Raw genomic sequence first — 15,558 nt, forward strand, 5'->3', positions numbered from 1 at the left:
GTGTCGCAGACAGACCGGTGCTCCTCGCACGAGAAGCACCAGACCCTCTGCCCCCGTCGGGGGACAGTACACAGCCGGTCACCTGCCCACGCCACGGCATACTGCAGCGCCTGGCGAATTATGCTGTGTTTCACACCTTTCGCCGACCAAGTGCTGAAATGCAGCGCAAACCCCATGATGCGCCTCGATCGGCCTGCTCGTCCGGCGTACGCGACCCCTCCGCTCCGGGGCGGGGGACGAGGTGCGGCGTGTGTACGAGATGTCCGCCGCACGAAACGATCGCGGCGGCATCCCGGCCGTATCAGAAGGTTCGTGCTCGTGTCTCGGCCACCGCGAACCTCCAGGCTGCGCCCGGACCGGTCGCCGCCCGCGGCATCAGGGGAAGGTGCAGACGGGACCGCCTCCGGAGCTGTCGACGTATCCGGCGCGCAACATGCGCAGCAGCAGGCACAGCGCTTGGGTGGCCGGTCCGGTCGAGGCCGACCCGGTATCCGCGATGGTCGCCTGCTGCTCGAACGGCGCGGCGGACGCGGTCGATAGCGGTGCGAGGAGTGTGGCCGTCACGAGGAGGCTCGCGGTGATCGCCTTCATGGGCATGAGTATTCGGCGAATGCCACCGCGCCGCACGACCCCATTCATCGGGGCGCACCGGCACGACGCCGCCCTGCGGGTCGTTGCTCACCGATGGCCCGGACTGACGCACCCAGTTCTCCGGCAGGTCACGGCCGTTGTGGACGGAGCCTATGCCCCTGAATCCGTCGCGGTGTGTCCGAGCGGCGAGAGCACCGACGTGTGTGCGCATGGGGGATCACAGCGGTTGCAACGACCACGGCATCGCTTCGATGGGCACCGCGGCGGCAGGCGGGTTCATCCGGCTCGTCCTGGATCCCGTGGTGAATTCGGGATCGGTTCCCATGATGACGCGGCCCTCGTTGTTGACCAGCAGCACCCGGTCCTCGAATGCCCGGAATCGTGGAAGGAGGCACTCCTCGATCGACGCGACCGGAACGTCGGCCCCGGCGATTCCGAGAAAGGCGCCCGATCCGACCGTCACCGGTAGAGCGAAGGTGCAGACGTACTGATCGGTGCAGGCGTAATCGAGGCACGGCCCGTGCACCCAGCGCCGTGCCTGGTCGCGCGGGATCTCGAACCATTCCATAACCGTGTAGTCGTAGAAGTACTCGTTCTGCGGATTCAATTCCAGGACGAGGCGTTGCGGTCCGCGTTCCGCGTCGATCGACCACCACTCCAGATATCGGGGGCGATCGGCGAGAACGGCGTCGGCCATCACCAAGCCCGCGCCTGCGAACAGTTTTCCGCGCCGCTCGAGTTCCGCGACGATAGTGTCGCGCAGCGGTGCCAGATCGGTCGATCGGGGCGTGTGCCGCGGCCTCTCGGCCAAGCCTTCCCACAGCGCCGCCAGCCCGGCCCCGATCGTCCCGAGCGATTGATAGACCTCGTCGGCGAGTTCGGTGACGGCCTCGGCGAGCGACTCGACGGTCACCGGGGTGGAAAAGCTATCGGTATCCCGCATCGATCAACTGAGTTCCAAGCGTAGGGCGACGAGGCGGCGGATTCGTGATTCGGTTTGTGATTCTGCCAGTTCTCTCGCCCGGATGTCGTCTTCTTGTTCGATGGCGTCTACCAGATCGCGATGGGCGACGGCTTCGGCCGCCGGATCCAGATTCAGCCGGGGCAGCCAGAGCAGGGCGGAGAGTTCGGCCTGCAGAGCGACCTGCGCGCGCGTCAGCCGGGTGGATTGCGCGCACACCGCCATCTCGATATGAAAGCGGCTGTCGGCCCGGCGCGCCGAAATGGGTTCACTGCTGTCTTTCAGCCGATCGGCCAGGGACCGGAGGCGAGCGATATCGGCCCGCACCCCGCGGCGCGCGGCGAACACGGCAGCCGCTCCGGTGACGGCGAAGTGTTCGTCGCCCAGGTCGCGCAGCTCCTGGATGCTCATCTGCTGCAACCGCGCCACCGAGGCGCCCTCCAGGACGTCCGCCGCACCACGGATGAAACTCCCGCCGCCGCGTCCGCGCTTGGTGTGCACGATGCCGCGCTGCCGGAGCACGGCCAGCGCCTCGCGCAGGGTCATGGTCGACACGCCGAGCTGGTTGGCCAGATCGGTCTCGCTCGGCAACTGCTGGCCGTCTGCCATCAGGCCCAGGCTGATGGCAGCGCACAGACGCTGCACCACGGCCTCGGTTTTCGGGCCGCCGCCCTCGAGCGGTGACAGCACGGCGCCGAGAGCGGTCAGACCGGCGCTCTCCTGCTTGGACAACGCGACTCCTCGATGGGTTTACCTCCCGAGCCTAGTCCCGAACACTTGAAATATGAACTCTGAAATTAGAGGTACACCAGCGGTGATGCCGCGATCGGCGGCCGCCGAGGCGGCGAACGCGACGAAATCGTTGCCCGCCGCCCATTGAGCTATGACATCTAATGTCTTATGTTATAGGTCGTGAGCTGCCCACCAGGGCACCCGGACGCGTTGATGTCACGATCGAAGCAGGATTTCTCCATGTGTGAGAGCCAGAGCAGTCATAGCGAACATCCACGACGGCGTCTCCGCGACCGTCGCGAGTCGTCGGCCCGGGGTGTCGAACATGCCTGATACGCACCACACGGAAGTCGACGGCGTGCGCGTGACGTGGCGTTTCGTCCAGCACCACCTGATCGCGATCGTCGCCGTGGACAAAACGTGCGATGCCTCGCCGGTCGCCTCCTTCGGCCCGGGGAACTACCCGGATCTCGCGCAGGCGCGCGAACTACTTCCGGAATTGACGAGGCTGTGGGACGCGGTGCGCCGCGAATTCTGGGCGAAACTCATCCCGCCCCTGTGCGGGCAGCCCGCATGGGCGTGAACTCGACCGAACCCCGCTCCGCGCGATAGGCGTCGTGTTGGACTCGGCCGGCGACCCAGACGACTGCGCGCCCGGCCGCAGAGCCGGGCGCGCGGCTTCGTACCCGCGCGGACTGGATCTCAGTCCCGCGTGACCGCCCCGTCCACGCGCCGCCAGATGCCGAGCGGGTTGTCCGCGCGGATCTCGTCGGCGAGAAGGTCGTCGGGGACGTTCTGGTAGGCGACCGGACGCAGGAAGCGCTCGATGGCGCGGCTGCCCACGGAGGTGGTCGAGGGTGCGCTGGTCGCGGGGAACGGGCCTCCGTGGACCACCGCGTGGCCCACCTCGACGCCGGTCGGCCAGCCGTCGAAGAGCACCCGGCCCGCGATCAGTTCGAGCTTGCCGAGCAATGTCCGGGCCAGCTCGCGGTCCGCCGGCGTGGTGTGCACCGTGGCGGTGAGCTGGCCCTCGAGTTCGTCGACGAGAGTGGCGAACTGCTCCGCAGCGCTCACCCGCACGATGACCGAGGCGGGTCCGAAGACTTCTTCCTGAAGCTGCCGGTCGGCCAGGAACCGCTCGCCGGTGGTGACGAACAACTGCGGAACGCCGGTGCAGGCGGCCCCGGCGTCGCCGCCCGTCGCGACTGTCCGCACGGCCTCGGTGGCGGCCAAGCGGCGCACCCCGGCGGCGAACGCTGCGGCGATGCCGGGGTTGAGCATCGGTGCACCGGACGCCGCTGCGACCGCCGCGCTCGCCGCGTCGACGAAGTCGTCGGCGCCGGGGCCGTCGGCCAGGAAGACCAAGCCCGGGCTCGTGCACAGCTGGCCGACACCGGTGGTCAGCGAGGCGACGAAGTCGGCGCCGAGTTGTGCGCCGCGCTCAGCGAGGGCGCCCGGCAGGACGAAGACCGGGTTGACACTCGACATCTCGGCGAAGACCGGGATGGGCACCGGCCGGGCCGCGGCTGCCGCGACGAGCGCGAGTCCGCCGCGCCGGGAGCCGGTGAAGCCGACCGCCCGGATCCGCGGGTCGCGTACCAGCGCCGAGCCGGTGTCCACGCCGCCGTGGATCAGCGAGAACGTGCCTTCGGGCAGGTCGTGCTCGCGTACGGCCGCGCGCACCGCCCGGCCCACCAGCTCGGAGGTACCCGGGTGAGCGGGGTGGGCCTTGACCACGACGGGTGCGCCCGCCGCGAGGGCCGAGGCGGTGTCGCCGCCGGCTACCGAGAAGGCGAGGGGGAAGTTGCTCGCCGCGAACACCGCGACCGGCCCGAGCGGGATCCGGCGTTGCCGCAGGTCGGGTTTTGGCAGCGGGCTGCGCATCGGGTCCGGCCGATCCACTCGGGCACCGGTCCAGCTGCCCTCGCGCACCACCTCGGCGAACAGCCGCAGCTGTCCGGTGGTGCGAGCGATCTCCGAGCGCCCCCGCGCCTCGGGCAGACCGGTCTCGGCGATCACGCGGTCGACCAGAACATCGCCCAGGCCCTCGATCTCCCGGGCGATGCTCTCCAAGAAGGCCGCGCGCGGACCGAAACCGGTGTGCCGGTACGCCTCGAAGGCGGCCGCGGCGAGCTCGGCGGCGCGGGCGACGGTCGCGGCGTCGGCCTCGCCATACACGGGGTCGAGGGCATCGCCGTTCGCCGGGTTCGTCGCGTGGAACGACCCCGCCGCGCCGCGGACGTCGACCGCGCCCACCAAGTTGTCGCCGGTCAGTCGCGCGGTGTCGATGCGTGCGGTGGTCATCAGCTCACCTTCTTCACGAGGTCGGCCAGCTCGGCGAGTTCCACCTCGTCGAGATCGGTCAACGGGCTGCGGACCGGCCCTGCCGGGCGTCCGATCACTTTCATGCCCGCTTTGATGATGCTCACCGCGTAGCCCGGCTTCCGGTTGCGCAGGTCGCAGTAGGGGATCACGAACTCGTTCAGCGCGGTGCGTACGAATTCGGTGTCGCCGCGGCGCAGCGCCCGGTAGAAGGCGAGCGCGAACTCCGGGACGAAGTTGTAGATCGCCGAGGAGTAGGTGGTGACGCCGAGCGCCAGATACGGCAGCGCGAACATCTCCGCGGTCGGCAGGCCGCCCACGTAGGTGAGCCGGTCGCCGAGGGCGGCGTAGATGCGGGTCATCTGCTCGATGTTCCCGATGCCGTCCTTGAATCCGATGAGGTTCGGGCACCGGTCGGCGAGTTCGGCGACGGCGGCCTCGGTGTAGGCGGCATTGGCCCGCGAGTAGATGATCACGCCGAGATCGGTGGCGGCGCACACCTGCCGGACATGCGCGACCAGCCCCTCTTGGCTCGCCTCGGTCAGATACGGCGGCAACAAGAGGATCCCGTGCGCGCCCGCCCGTTCCGCTGCCCGCGCCATCTCGACCGCGGTGGCGGTGCCGTAACCGGCGGGCGCGATCACCGGCAGTCCTTCGGGCGCTTCCGCGACCGCGGCGGTGACGACCTGCTCCACCTCGGCGGGGGTGAGCGAGAAGAACTCGCCGGTGCCGCCCGCGGCGAACAGACCGGACGCGTCGTAGCCGCCGAGCCAGGCGATGTTCTCCCGGTAGGCGGCCTCGTCGAACGACCCGTCGGCGCGCAGATGGGTGACCGGGAAGGACAACAGTCCGGAGCCGAGCTTCCGGGCGATCTCCTGCGGTGCGGCAGTGGTCATGGGGGCTTCTCCTGTTCGATGGGCCGGCTGAGCCCACCCTAGGAACGACTTATGATTCACGTCCAACACTGTTTGCATATCCATCAATACAAGGTCGGTATCGAATGTTCACCTTCGTGCAGCTCACCCACTTCGTGGCCGTCGCCGAGGAACTGCATTTCGGGCGTGCGGCGGAGCGTCTGCGGATGACGCAACCGCCGCTGAGCAGGCAGATCCAGCTGCTGGAGAAAGAAGTGGGCGCGGAGCTGTTCGATCGCGCCAACCGCACCGTCCGGCTCACCCGGGCGGGTCAGGCCTTCCTGGTGGACGCTCGCCGCCTGCTCCAGCAGGCCGAGCGCGCGACGCTGGCGGTGCGCCGGGTGTCGGCGGGCACCGGCGGGGTGCTGCGGGTGGGCTTCACCGGCGCCAGCGTGCACTCCGGCCTGCCCCTGGTGCTGGCGACCGCGCGCTCACTGCTGCCGGACGTCGACGTGGAGCTGCGCGAACTGGTGACGATGGACCAGGTGGAGGCGCTCTCGGACGGATCACTGGATCTGGGCATGGTGCGCCCACCGATCACCCGCCCCGATCTGACCACGCGGACCTTCGTGCGGGAAGGATTGATCGCCGCGTTGCCCGGCGGTCATCCGCTCGCCGCTTCGGCCGAGCCGCTTCCGGTCACGGCGCTGCACGGCGCGGATATGGTGATGCACGCCCCGGTCGAGGCCCGCTACTTCCACGAATTGGTGACCAGCGTGCTGCACGCCGCTTCGGTGGTGCCGGTGGTCGCCCAGTACATGACCCAGGTGCACAGCATCCTGGCTCTGGTCAACCTGGGCTGGGGCGCGGCGCTGGTGCCCGAATCGGCGGCGGGCATGCGGTTCGACAACGTCCGGTACCGGCCGCTGGCCGAAGTCGACAAGGTAGTGGAGCTCGATCTCGTCTGGCGGCAGGACAACGAGAACCCCGCGCTGGCCCGCTTGTTCTCGGGGCTGGGCCAACGGACGGGCACAGCGTCCGATACCTTTCCTGTATCGATTCATCCGTAATTGGTGTTGGACGGGAATCGTCACTGTTCTCTAAGTTCGGTGCTGTGAGGCGAGTCACTCGCCACGACGATCTTTTCCCACGGCACCGCGGCGCGCGGTGGTGGTTCGACCGAAAGGAGTGGACGATGTCGTTCACTCGGCAGCCGACGGCAGAACTGGATGCGGCCGTATCGAAATTCTTTCGACGCGTCGTTCCGCTGTTCATCGTCATGTTGATCTGCAACCAAATCAACCGAGCGAATATCGGTTACGCCCGCGAATATCTCGAGGCGGACGTCGGCATCGGCGCTGCCGCGTACGGGTTCGGCGCGGGGGTGTTCTTCATCGCCTACGCGCTGTTCGAATTGCCGAGCAACGTGATGATGGAGAAATTCGGCGCCCGCATCTGGCTGACCCGGATCATGGTGAGCTGGGGTCTGATCTCCGCGGCGATGATGTTCGTGCAGAACGCGACGATGTTCTACGTCCTGCGCTTCCTGCTCGGCGCCGCCGAGGCGGGCTTCTTCCCCGCCGTGATCTTCTATCTGGCCAAGTGGCTGCCCAACAGCCACCGCGGCCGCGCCACCGCGCTTTTCGTCGCCGGGTCGTCGATCGCGGCGGCGATCTCCGGGCCGCTGTCCGGACCGTTGCTTTCGCTCGACGGTGGCGCCGGCCTGCACGGCTGGCAGTGGATGTTCGGCATCGAGGGGATGGTGTCGGTAATCGTCGGCTGTATCGCCTTTCTCTTCCTGGATTCCCGGATCGAGGACGCGAAATGGCTGACGGCGGGGGAGCGGAAAGCATTGAGCGAAACCATTGCCGACGAGGAGATCGACAAGGCAGTCAATTCGGGTGTGGCGCACAAAGTGTCGCGCTGGCGGATGCTGGCCGATCCGAAGCTCCTCTTGTTCTGCTGGATCTATTTCGCGATCCAGCTGTCGATCTACGCCAACACCTTCTGGCTGCCCTCGATCATCCGCCGCATCGACGGCGTGAACGACATCACCGTCGGCCTGCTCGCCTCCTTGCCGTGGATCTGTGCCGTGGTCGCCATGTATCTGTCGGCCCGGATCGGTGACCGCACCGGAAACCGGAAGCCGCTGCTGATCATCGCGCTGCTGACCGCGGCGGTCGGCACCTATCTGGCCGCGATCGCCTCGCCGTGGCTCGCGTTGGTGTTCCTGTGCATCGCCGCCATGGGCTTCAAGAGCGCCAGCCCGCTGTTCTGGTCCATCCCGCAGTCGGGTCTGCACCCGTTGGTCCTCGCGCCCGCCATCGCCATCATCAACTCCATCGGCAACCTCGGCGGCTTCGTCGCACCGTACGGCTTCGGGCTGGTCAAGTCGGCCACCGGCGAGGTGACCTGGGGTCTGTACGCGCTGGCCGCCGCCTCGGTGCTCGCCGCCGCCTCGGTGCTGCTGGTGCGCCGTACGCGCACCGCCGAGGGCACCGGTTCCCGCATCGTTTCCGAGGTCGCCGACGATTCCGCGCCGGTCGCCTCCCCGAACGCCCTCGCTACCCCTCTGGAGACTCGGTCATGACATCCTCGCCTCGCACTCCTCGCGTCATCGACATGCGCGTCGTGCCGATCGCGGGCCACGACAGCATGCTGCTCAACCTCAGCGGCGCGCACGCTCCGTACTTCACCCGCAACTTGGTGATCCTCACCGATTCCGAAGGCCGGACCGGGGTGGGGGAGGTGCCCGGCGGCGAACGCATCCGCGCCACGCTCACCGACGCCAGGGAACTGGTGCTCGGCCGGTCCGTCGGCGAGTACCACGCTGTGCTCGGCGACATCCGCCGCACCTTCGCCGCCCGCGATGCGGGCGGGCGCGGCAACCAGACGTTCGATCTGCGAGTCACGGTGCACGCCGTCACCGCGGTGGAATCCGCACTGCTGGACCTGCTCGGGCAGCACCTGGAGGTGCCGGTGGCCGCGCTGCTCGGCGAAGGCGTGCAGCGCACGGAGGTGCCGGTGCTCGGTTACCTGTTCTTCGTCGGCGACCGCACGCGCACGGACCTGCCGTATCGCTCCGGCGCCGACGAGCCCGCCGACGCGGACACCTGGCAGCGGTTGCGGCACGAGGCGGCGCTGACCCCGGACGCGGTGGTCGCGCTGGCCCGTGCCGCGCGGGAGCGCTACGGCTTCCGGGACTTCAAGCTCAAGGGAGGCGTGCTCGCCGGGCGGGAGGAGGCCGCCGCGGTCCGCGCGCTCGCCGAGGAGTTCCCGGACGCCCGCATCACCTTGGACCCCAACGGCGGATGGCTGCTGAGCGAGGCCGTGGAACTGTGCCGCGAACTGACCGGCGTGCTCGCCTATGCCGAAGACCCGGTCGGCCCGGAGGGGGCCTACTCCGGTCGCGAGGTGATGGCCGAGTTCAAACGGGCCACCGGTCTGCCCACCGCCACCAACATGATCGCCACCGACTGGCGCGAACTCGGCCACACCGTCCGCGCGGGCGCGGTCGACATCCCTCTCGCCGATCCCCACTTCTGGACGATGGCAGGCTCGGTCCGGGTGGCCCAGCTCTGCGATGCGTGGGGGTTGACCTGGGGGTCGCATTCGAACAACCACTTCGACGTCTCCTTGGCGATGTTCACTCACGTCGCCGCGGCCGCCCCAGGAACCATCACCGCGATCGACACCCACTGGATCTGGCAGGACGGCCAGCGGATCACCCGCGAGCCCTACCGCATCGCCGACGGCCTGCTCACCTTGCCGTCGCGACCCGGTCTCGGCGTCGACCTCGACGAGGAGCAGGTGGCCGCCGCGAACGAGCTCTATCACCGGGAGGGCTTGGGCGATCGCGACGACGCGGCCACCATGCAGTACCTGGTGCCGGGCTGGCGCTTCGACAGCAAACGCCCGGCGCTGGTGCGCTGACCTCGCTCGACCCATCCGACAGGCCGGCTGGATTCGCTTCGCAGCGTGCCGGCCGGCCCGTCGGCGTTCGTCGAACCCCTTGCTGGACATGTGTTTGGAATCACCGTGGGGAGGCATTACCCGAGCGAAGAAGCTCGACAAGGAGGTTCAGATGTCGACTGGAGCATGGGTGATCATCGTCGTCATCGCCATAGTCGTCCTCGCGGCCCTTGTCGCGTTCCTGGTGGTACCGATGCTGCGCAGGCAGCGACTACGCCGCAGGTTCGGACCCGAGTACGACCGGACGGTCCAGGAACGTGATGACCGCAAGACCGCCGAGCGGGAACTCGCCGAACGCGAACGCAGGCATGCGCAGTTGCGCTTACGCGAACTGTCGGAGGACGAGAAGCGGGTCTATTCCACCCGTTGGGTAGAGGTGCAGGAACGATTCATCGATGACCCCGCCGGGGCATTGACCGAAGCCGACCGCCTCGTCACCACGATCATGGCCGAGCGCGGCTATCCCACGGAGAACTACGAGCAGCAACTGGCGGATCTTTCCGTCGAGCATGCCGAGCCGTTGGGCCACTATCGCGCGGCGCACGACATCGCCACCCGCCCGGCGGGCAGCGCGGTGTCCACCGAGGACCGTCGCTCGGCGATCGTGCACTACCGGGAACTGTTTCAGGACTTGGTCGGCGTGTCCGGCCAAGAGAACAAGGACGTGAAGTAATGAGCACCGAGTCCGAGCGGCGGACCTACACCACTGACGCACAACGTGATTCGGCGAAGGCGGGCGAGACCCGCGCCGAGTCCGGATACGACCGGGCCGCCGAAACCGGCCGTGGTCCCGAAGTCGAGCCCGGCGCGGCCCGGCACGACGCCGAGCGTACGGCGAACCCGGAGTCGGTCGATCCGGCCGGGCGCGCACCGGCCACTGAGGAGACGCCCGTTCACGAGGTCGGCGAATCCGAACCCCTCGGCGAGCACGCTTCGGCAGGGCCGCGCGCGACAGGCGCCGAACGCCCCGACCACGTCGGCGACTCCGGGCACAGCGGCGTCGCGACGTCGGAGCAAGCGGTTCCCGCCGGCCCGGCGACCGGCTCCGGTGTCACCCCGTCCGCCGCCGCGGCGGAAGAGCAGCCTGTGCCGCTGTTCGCCGAAACCGATCGCGATCGCCTGCGCACGCAGTGGCGGGAGGTTCAGGTCACCTTCGTCGACAGCCCGCGCGACGCCGTCCACCGGGCGGACGAACTGCTCGACGACATCATCCACCAGCTGACCACCACCTACGAGCAGCGCAAACGCGAACTCGACGAGCGGCGCGGCGACACGTCCGACACCGAAGGTCTCCGGCAGGCGCTGCGCGGGTACCGGTCGTTCTTCGACCAGCTGCTCTCGATCGGCGGCTAGCCGCGGAAGTTGTCGTCCATGAGCGTCTTTCGAACGGCCGCCGGAACGGTCGATCAAGCGGCGAACTGGGTCGCGCGGCAGGTGAAGGCGCGGGTTCCCACCGCCGACCCCGCCGATCGCGACCCCGGGTTCATCGCCGACACCATGGACATCGGCTGGCTTCTGGTCCGCCTCTATTTCCGGGCGGAGGTCCGCGGCCTGGAACGAATACCCCCGGAGGGGCCGGTGTTGCTGGTCAGCAACCACTCCGGGGGAAACGTGTCGCCGGAGGTCATGGTGACCACCCTGGCATTCGTCCGCCGTTTCGGCCCGGACCGGCCGTTCTTCCAGCTCGCCCACGACATGGTGATGGCCTACCCGGTGATCGGCTCGTTGCTGCGCCGCTTCGGCACGGTGAGCGCCGATCCGGGCAACGCCACGCAAGCGTTGCGCGCCGGCGCTGCGGTGCTGGTCTATCCCGGCGGTGACTGGGAGGTGCACCGCCCGACCTGGGAGGAGGATCGCGTCGATTTCGCCGGGCGCACCGGTTTCCTCCGCCTGGCCTGGAAGGAGCGGGTGCCGATCGTGCCGGTGGTGAACATCGGTGCGCAGCAGACCCAGCTGGTACTCACCCGTGGGGACCGGATCGCCCGCCTGCTGCGGCTGGACCGGATGCTGCGCCTGAAGGTGTTCCCGATCTCGATCGCCCTTCCCTGGGGACTGGACATCGGTGACCTCGCGGGACATCTGCCCCTGCCCAGCAAGATCATCGTCGAGTTCCTGGACCCGATCGATCTGCGGGCCGAATTCGATGCCGAACTCGATGTCGAGGCGGCCTACGAGCACGTCACCGGAATAATGCAGGGCGCGCTGAGCAGGCTGGACGAGGAACGCGACCTGCCGATCGTCGGGTGACCACGGGTGGCGGGGCAATTCCGGCCGCTACTCCGGATTTTCATGGTACCGTTCGTAACATATATCCCTTTCGTGTGATGGAGGTCTCCCATGCGCGATGCGGCGCATGAAACGGTCGCATGGTTCGCCGCGCCGGGCGCAGAGGGCGGCGGAGCGGCGCTGGACCAAGTGGCGATCATGACCGGCGCCGCCGGGCTCGTCGCCCTCGTGTTGCTGTGGGTCGGCTATTTGCATCGCACCCGGCGGATCACCTGGCTGCAGCGGCTCGCCGACCGCCTCGGGCGGCTGTTCAACCGCCCCGGCTGGGTGGCCCTGCCGCTCGCGATGTTCCTCGCGACAATCCTGACCGCCCTGTTGGGCTTCATCTGGGACGTCAGCCTGCACGTGGGCAACGGCCGGGACAACGGGCCGCTGGCCAATCCGGCGCACTACTTCATCCTGGCGGGCTTGTTCTTCTTGTTCACCGCGGGGATGTCGGCCATCGTGCTGCCACTGGACGAAAAGCCCGGCGCCGCGGCGGTGCGCATCACCCGCGGCTGGTACGCACCCGTCGGCGGCATCCTCATCGCGGGATCCGGCCTCTACGCTCTGATCGGCTTCCCGCTCGATGACGTCTGGCATCGGCTGTTCGGTCAGGACGTCACGCTCTGGGGGCCGACGCATCTGATGCTCATCGGCGGCGCCGGCCTGTCGCTGGTCGGTGTGCTGCTGCTCGAGTTCGAGGGCAGGCACAGCCGACCCGACCCGGACCGAGCCGACGGCAGACTGATGTGGCTGTTGCGGTCCTTCGCCTTCGGCGGCCTGCTCATCGGACTGTCGGTCTTCCAGGTGGAATACGACTTCGGAGTGCAGCAGTTCCGGCTCGTCCTGCAGCCGATGCTGATCGCCGCCGCGGCCTCCGTCTCCCTGGTCGCCGCTCGCGCCAGCCTGGGGCCGTTGAGCACCCTGGTGGTGGTGGGCTTCGCCGCCGCGGTCCGTGCGGTGGTGGCGGTGCTGGTCGGCGGCCCGATCATCGACGCGCCACGCAATGTCTTCCCGCTCTACCTGGGCTGCGCGATCGTGGTGGAACTGCTCGCGCTGCTGCCGCTCACCCGTCGACCCATCTGGTGGGGCGCGGTGTGCGGACTCGCGATCGCGACGGTCGGGCTGTGGCTCGAATCCCTCTGGGTTCGTGCGATGTTCGTCAATCCGTGGCCTGCGGCGATGTGGCCTGAACTGCTCGCGATGGCCGTCCCCACCGGTATCGCGGGCGGTGTCGTCGGCGCGCTGCTGGCCATGACGCTGCGCGGCGAACCGCTGCCGCGTCCGCCGGTGCGGCGCGGCTTGATGGTCGCCGCGGTCCTCGTCGTGGCGGCCACGACCGCCAACGGGCTGCTGATCGATGTTCCGGAGCAGGCCACCGCGACGGTCACGCTGCGCGACGCCGAGCCGGGGCCGGACGGCCGGATGGTGCTGGCGGACGTCCGCGTCACGCCCGCCGATCTCGTCGGCTCCGACCCCGAATGGATGCAGATCTTGTCCTGGCAGGGCGGAATCGGCTCCGACAGTCCGGGCCGGGGTCTGGTCGTCGACCACTTGCAGCGAGTGGGTCCCGGGCACTACGTCTCCACCGAACCCGTCCCGGCTCATGGCTCGTGGAAGACCGTCCTGCGTATGCAGGACGGGCGCGTCCTGACCGCAGCGCCGATCTTCATGGCCGCCGACCCCGGCATCGGTGTGGAAGAGGTCCCCGCACTCGCCTCGTTCACCCGCCCGTTCATCGGCGAGATCTCCGTGCTGCAGCGGGAACGCTCGTTCGATTACCCGTCCTGGCTGTTCGGCGCGGCATCGCTGGTCGTACTGGTGTGCAGCCTCGTCCTCGTCGGGGCGCTGTCCTGGGGCGCGGCGCGGATCGACGATCGGTATCCACGTGTGAGCCGTAGGACCGAGGCGGAACCGGCGGTTTCGCGATGACCCGAGGCGCCGACGGCGTGGACGTGCTGGCCGATCATTCGATCCTGCTCGCTATACCGGCATTCCTGCCCGCCCTGGTCGTGGTCGCTGTCGTCGTTGTCGTCGCTCTGCGTGATCGTCGCGCCGAGGAGCGCGATCGGGCACCCGGTTCGCCGTCCGAGCACGGCGCGGAGAAGGAGGAATGATGGCGTCCGTGCGCCGCTGGGGCGCGCTCGTGCTGTTGAGTGGTCTGCTCGTGACCGGCTGCGCTGCCTCCGATCCCGCTACCGCCCCGTCGACGAGCGTGACGGCCGGAGACTCGGACGCGCTCGTCGTCACCGTGCGGATCGCCGCAGGCTCGGTGACCCCGGCCGACGCCCGTCTGGAGACACGGGTGGGACGACCGATCGAGGTCGTTGTCGACAGCGACACCGATGACGAACTGCATGTCCATGCCGCGCCCGAGCACACCTTCGCGATCACCCCGGGCGCCGGCCAGCGGTTCCGTTTCGCCGTGGACGTGCCAGGGCGGGTGGAGATCGAACTGCACCACGCCCGGCGCACGGTGGCGACGCTGCTCGTGCGCGGATGACGGTTCTCGCCCACGGCATCGGCGGCGCCACCGACCTGCCGATTCCTCTGTCGTTCGCGCTCGTCGGCGCAGCCTGGGCCTTGACGTTCTCGTTCGCGGTGCTGGTGCTGGCCTGGCGTGAACCGCGGCTGGAGCCACGATCACCGGGATACGCGCTCCCGGCGCCGGTGCGGGCCGTCGTGGACGCCAGGGTGGTCCGGGCCGCGATTTCGGCGATCAGCGTGGCCGTCACCATCGCCGTCGTCGTGATCGGCCTCTTCGGTCCTTCCGACCCGGCGCGCAATCCCGTTCCCGGCGTCGTCTACATCTTCCTGTGGGTCGGAGTCATGGTCGCCTCACTGGTCGCCGGACCCGTCTGGCGGGTGTTGTCCCCGGTGCGGGCGGTGCATCGCGCCGTCTGTCTGGTGTGGCGGCGTCAGCCCAGCCACGGTTGGATCCGTTATCGCAGTTCTTGGGGGCAGTGGCCCGCGGTGCTGGGCCTGTTCTCGTTCGTATGGCTCGAACTCGCCTATCCGGAACCGGGTTCGGTCGCCGCGGTGACCACCTGGTTCGTGGCATACCTCGTCGTGAACACGACCGGACTGCTCGTGTGCGGCAGCATATGGGCCGAGCGCGCCGACCCGCTCGAGGTGTACAGCAGTCTGCTGGGCAGGCTGAGCCCGTTCGGACGTCGCGATACCGGCGAACTCGTGCTGCGATCGCCGTTGAACAACCTGGCGGGCACTCCCGCCCGGATCGGCGGGGTGGCCGTGGCCGCCACTCTGCTCGGCTCGACCGCGTTCGACAGCTTCACCACGTTTCCTTCATGGCGCGGGCTGCTGGCCGACGCCGGGAGCAGCGGATCCGACGTCCTTCCCGCCCTGCTGAACACGGTGGGATTGCTGGGCTTCATCGTCGTCGTCGGGGGCGTCTTCCGCACCGCCGCCCGGGCGACCGGCGGCCTGCCCGAAGCCGAGCGCAGACGTCTTCCGGCTCGCCTCGCGCACAGCCTGACTCCGATCGTCGCTGGTTATCTGATCGCCCACTACCTCACGTTCTTGGTCGAGAAAGGCCAGGCCACGGCGCTCCTGCTCGCCGATCCGCTCGGGCGGGGATGGAATCTCGCCGGTCTCGCCGACCGCGATGTCGCCTACATTCTGTCCACCCACCCCGCGGCACTGGGGACGATCAAGGTGCTGGCCGTGGTGATCGGGCACATCCTCGGCGTCGCCGCCGCGCACGACCGCTGCCTGCGACTGCTGCCGCCGGCACATCGGGTCACCGGCCAACTGGCTTTGATGCTGACCATGGTCGGTTTCACCTTCACCGGCCTCTACCTGCTGTTCGAGTCCTGAGGGGCCTGGCCAGTCAAGGCG

General features: G+C 68.7%; 16 protein-coding genes. 11 read left to right on the top strand and 5 right to left on the bottom strand.

Going from position 1 to position 15,558, the window contains the following annotated elements; all coding sequences use genetic code 11:
- Positions 1-375: 375 nt before the first annotated feature.
- The 3 genes from QMG86_RS14505 to QMG86_RS14515 all read right to left on the bottom strand — a co-directional run bounded on the left by QMG86_RS14505 (position 376) and on the right by QMG86_RS14515 (position 2,284).
- Positions 376-591, bottom strand: coding sequence for a hypothetical protein (locus QMG86_RS14505; protein WP_281880111.1), 216 nt, complete (start codon positions 589-591; stop codon positions 376-378).
- A gap of 217 nt (positions 592-808) precedes the next feature.
- Positions 809-1,534, bottom strand: coding sequence for a cache domain-containing protein (locus QMG86_RS14510; RefSeq protein ID WP_281880112.1), 726 nt, complete (start codon positions 1,532-1,534; stop codon positions 809-811).
- 3 nt (positions 1,535-1,537) lie between these two features.
- Positions 1,538-2,284: a FadR/GntR family transcriptional regulator gene (locus QMG86_RS14515; RefSeq protein ID WP_281880113.1), complete on the bottom strand. Its 747-nt coding sequence runs from the start codon at positions 2,282-2,284 to the stop codon at positions 1,538-1,540.
- Positions 2,285-2,609: 325 nt separating this feature from the next.
- Here QMG86_RS14515 and QMG86_RS14520 point away from each other — a divergent pair, with 325 nt between their 5' ends.
- Positions 2,610-2,867: a hypothetical protein gene (locus tag QMG86_RS14520; RefSeq protein WP_281880114.1), complete on the top strand. Its 258-nt coding sequence runs from the start codon at positions 2,610-2,612 to the stop codon at positions 2,865-2,867.
- 119 nt (positions 2,868-2,986) lie between these two features.
- Here the strand turns inward: QMG86_RS14520 and QMG86_RS14525 are convergent, their stop codons facing one another.
- Together QMG86_RS14525 and kdgD are read right to left on the bottom strand one after the other, a co-directional pair.
- A complete protein-coding gene (locus QMG86_RS14525) occupies positions 2,987-4,588 on the bottom strand; it encodes an aldehyde dehydrogenase (NADP(+)) (RefSeq protein WP_281880115.1) in 1,602 nt (533 codons plus the stop codon).
- Positions 4,588-5,502, bottom strand: coding sequence for a 5-dehydro-4-deoxyglucarate dehydratase (gene kdgD, locus QMG86_RS14530; RefSeq protein WP_281880116.1), 915 nt, complete (start codon positions 5,500-5,502; stop codon positions 4,588-4,590). The genes QMG86_RS14525 and kdgD overlap by 1 nt, the downstream gene beginning before the upstream one ends.
- A gap of 104 nt (positions 5,503-5,606) precedes the next feature.
- Between kdgD and QMG86_RS14535 the strand changes: the two genes are divergently transcribed.
- The 10 genes from QMG86_RS14535 to QMG86_RS14580 all read left to right on the top strand — a co-directional run bounded on the left by QMG86_RS14535 (position 5,607) and on the right by QMG86_RS14580 (position 15,537).
- Positions 5,607-6,530 (top strand): LysR substrate-binding domain-containing protein, encoded by a 924-nt coding sequence (locus tag QMG86_RS14535; RefSeq protein ID WP_281880118.1) that lies wholly within the window; start codon positions 5,607-5,609, stop codon positions 6,528-6,530.
- Positions 6,531-6,655: 125 nt separating this feature from the next.
- On the top strand, positions 6,656-8,050 hold the full coding sequence (locus tag QMG86_RS14540; protein ID WP_281880119.1) for an MFS transporter: 1,395 nt from the start codon (positions 6,656-6,658) through the stop codon (positions 8,048-8,050).
- Positions 8,047-9,393 (top strand): glucarate dehydratase, encoded by a 1,347-nt coding sequence (gene gudD / locus QMG86_RS14545; RefSeq protein ID WP_281880120.1) that lies wholly within the window; start codon positions 8,047-8,049, stop codon positions 9,391-9,393. The genes QMG86_RS14540 and gudD overlap by 4 nt, the downstream gene beginning before the upstream one ends.
- Positions 9,394-9,544: 151 nt before the next feature.
- Complete coding sequence (locus QMG86_RS14550) at positions 9,545-10,105, top strand: hypothetical protein (protein ID WP_281880121.1); 561 nt, start codon at positions 9,545-9,547, stop codon at positions 10,103-10,105.
- Positions 10,105-10,785: a prolipoprotein diacylglyceryl transferase gene (locus QMG86_RS14555; RefSeq protein ID WP_281880123.1), complete on the top strand. Its 681-nt coding sequence runs from the start codon at positions 10,105-10,107 to the stop codon at positions 10,783-10,785. Before QMG86_RS14550 ends, QMG86_RS14555 begins: the two co-directional genes overlap by 1 nt.
- 18 nt (positions 10,786-10,803) lie before the next feature.
- Entirely contained in the window at positions 10,804-11,679 is an 876-nt protein-coding gene (locus QMG86_RS14560; protein ID WP_281880125.1) for a lysophospholipid acyltransferase family protein, read from the top strand.
- 90 nt (positions 11,680-11,769) lie between these two features.
- A complete protein-coding gene (locus QMG86_RS14565) occupies positions 11,770-13,632 on the top strand; it encodes a hypothetical protein (protein WP_281880126.1) in 1,863 nt (620 codons plus the stop codon).
- Positions 13,629-13,817, top strand: coding sequence for a hypothetical protein (locus QMG86_RS14570; RefSeq protein ID WP_281880128.1), 189 nt, complete (start codon positions 13,629-13,631; stop codon positions 13,815-13,817). Before QMG86_RS14565 ends, QMG86_RS14570 begins: the two co-directional genes overlap by 4 nt.
- A complete protein-coding gene (locus QMG86_RS14575) occupies positions 13,817-14,203 on the top strand; it encodes a hypothetical protein (protein WP_281880129.1) in 387 nt (128 codons plus the stop codon). Before QMG86_RS14570 ends, QMG86_RS14575 begins: the two co-directional genes overlap by 1 nt.
- Positions 14,200-15,537: a hypothetical protein gene (locus QMG86_RS14580; protein ID WP_281880131.1), complete on the top strand. Its 1,338-nt coding sequence runs from the start codon at positions 14,200-14,202 to the stop codon at positions 15,535-15,537. The genes QMG86_RS14575 and QMG86_RS14580 overlap by 4 nt, the downstream gene beginning before the upstream one ends.
- Positions 15,538-15,558: the final 21 nt, after the last annotated feature.

The organism is Nocardia sputorum (assembly GCF_027924405.1).
GTDB lineage: Bacteria > Actinomycetota > Actinomycetes > Mycobacteriales > Mycobacteriaceae > Nocardia > Nocardia sputorum.

Bases quoted from the DNA above. Each gene is read 5' to 3' on its own strand.
- QMG86_RS14505 (WP_281880111.1), bottom strand. From the start codon at position 591: ATGAAGGCGATCACCGCGAGCCTCCTCGTGACGGCCACACTCCTCGCA.
- QMG86_RS14510 (WP_281880112.1), bottom strand. From the start codon at position 1,534: ATGCGGGATACCGATAGCTTTTCCACCCCGGTGACCGTCGAGTCGCTC.
- QMG86_RS14520 (WP_281880114.1), top strand. From the start codon at position 2,610: ATGCCTGATACGCACCACACGGAAGTCGACGGCGTGCGCGTGACGTGG.
- QMG86_RS14525 (WP_281880115.1), bottom strand. From the start codon at position 4,588: ATGACCACCGCACGCATCGACACCGCGCGACTGACCGGCGACAACTTG.
- kdgD (WP_281880116.1), bottom strand. From the start codon at position 5,502: ATGACCACTGCCGCACCGCAGGAGATCGCCCGGAAGCTCGGCTCCGGA.
- QMG86_RS14535 (WP_281880118.1), top strand. From the start codon at position 5,607: ATGTTCACCTTCGTGCAGCTCACCCACTTCGTGGCCGTCGCCGAGGAA.
- QMG86_RS14540 (WP_281880119.1), top strand. From the start codon at position 6,656: ATGTCGTTCACTCGGCAGCCGACGGCAGAACTGGATGCGGCCGTATCG.
- gudD (WP_281880120.1), top strand. From the start codon at position 8,047: ATGACATCCTCGCCTCGCACTCCTCGCGTCATCGACATGCGCGTCGTG.
- QMG86_RS14550 (WP_281880121.1), top strand. From the start codon at position 9,545: ATGTCGACTGGAGCATGGGTGATCATCGTCGTCATCGCCATAGTCGTC.
- QMG86_RS14555 (WP_281880123.1), top strand. From the start codon at position 10,105: ATGAGCACCGAGTCCGAGCGGCGGACCTACACCACTGACGCACAACGT.
- QMG86_RS14560 (WP_281880125.1), top strand. From the start codon at position 10,804: ATGAGCGTCTTTCGAACGGCCGCCGGAACGGTCGATCAAGCGGCGAAC.
- QMG86_RS14565 (WP_281880126.1), top strand. From the start codon at position 11,770: ATGCGCGATGCGGCGCATGAAACGGTCGCATGGTTCGCCGCGCCGGGC.
- QMG86_RS14570 (WP_281880128.1), top strand. From the start codon at position 13,629: ATGACCCGAGGCGCCGACGGCGTGGACGTGCTGGCCGATCATTCGATC.
- QMG86_RS14575 (WP_281880129.1), top strand. From the start codon at position 13,817: ATGGCGTCCGTGCGCCGCTGGGGCGCGCTCGTGCTGTTGAGTGGTCTG.
- QMG86_RS14580 (WP_281880131.1), top strand. From the start codon at position 14,200: ATGACGGTTCTCGCCCACGGCATCGGCGGCGCCACCGACCTGCCGATT.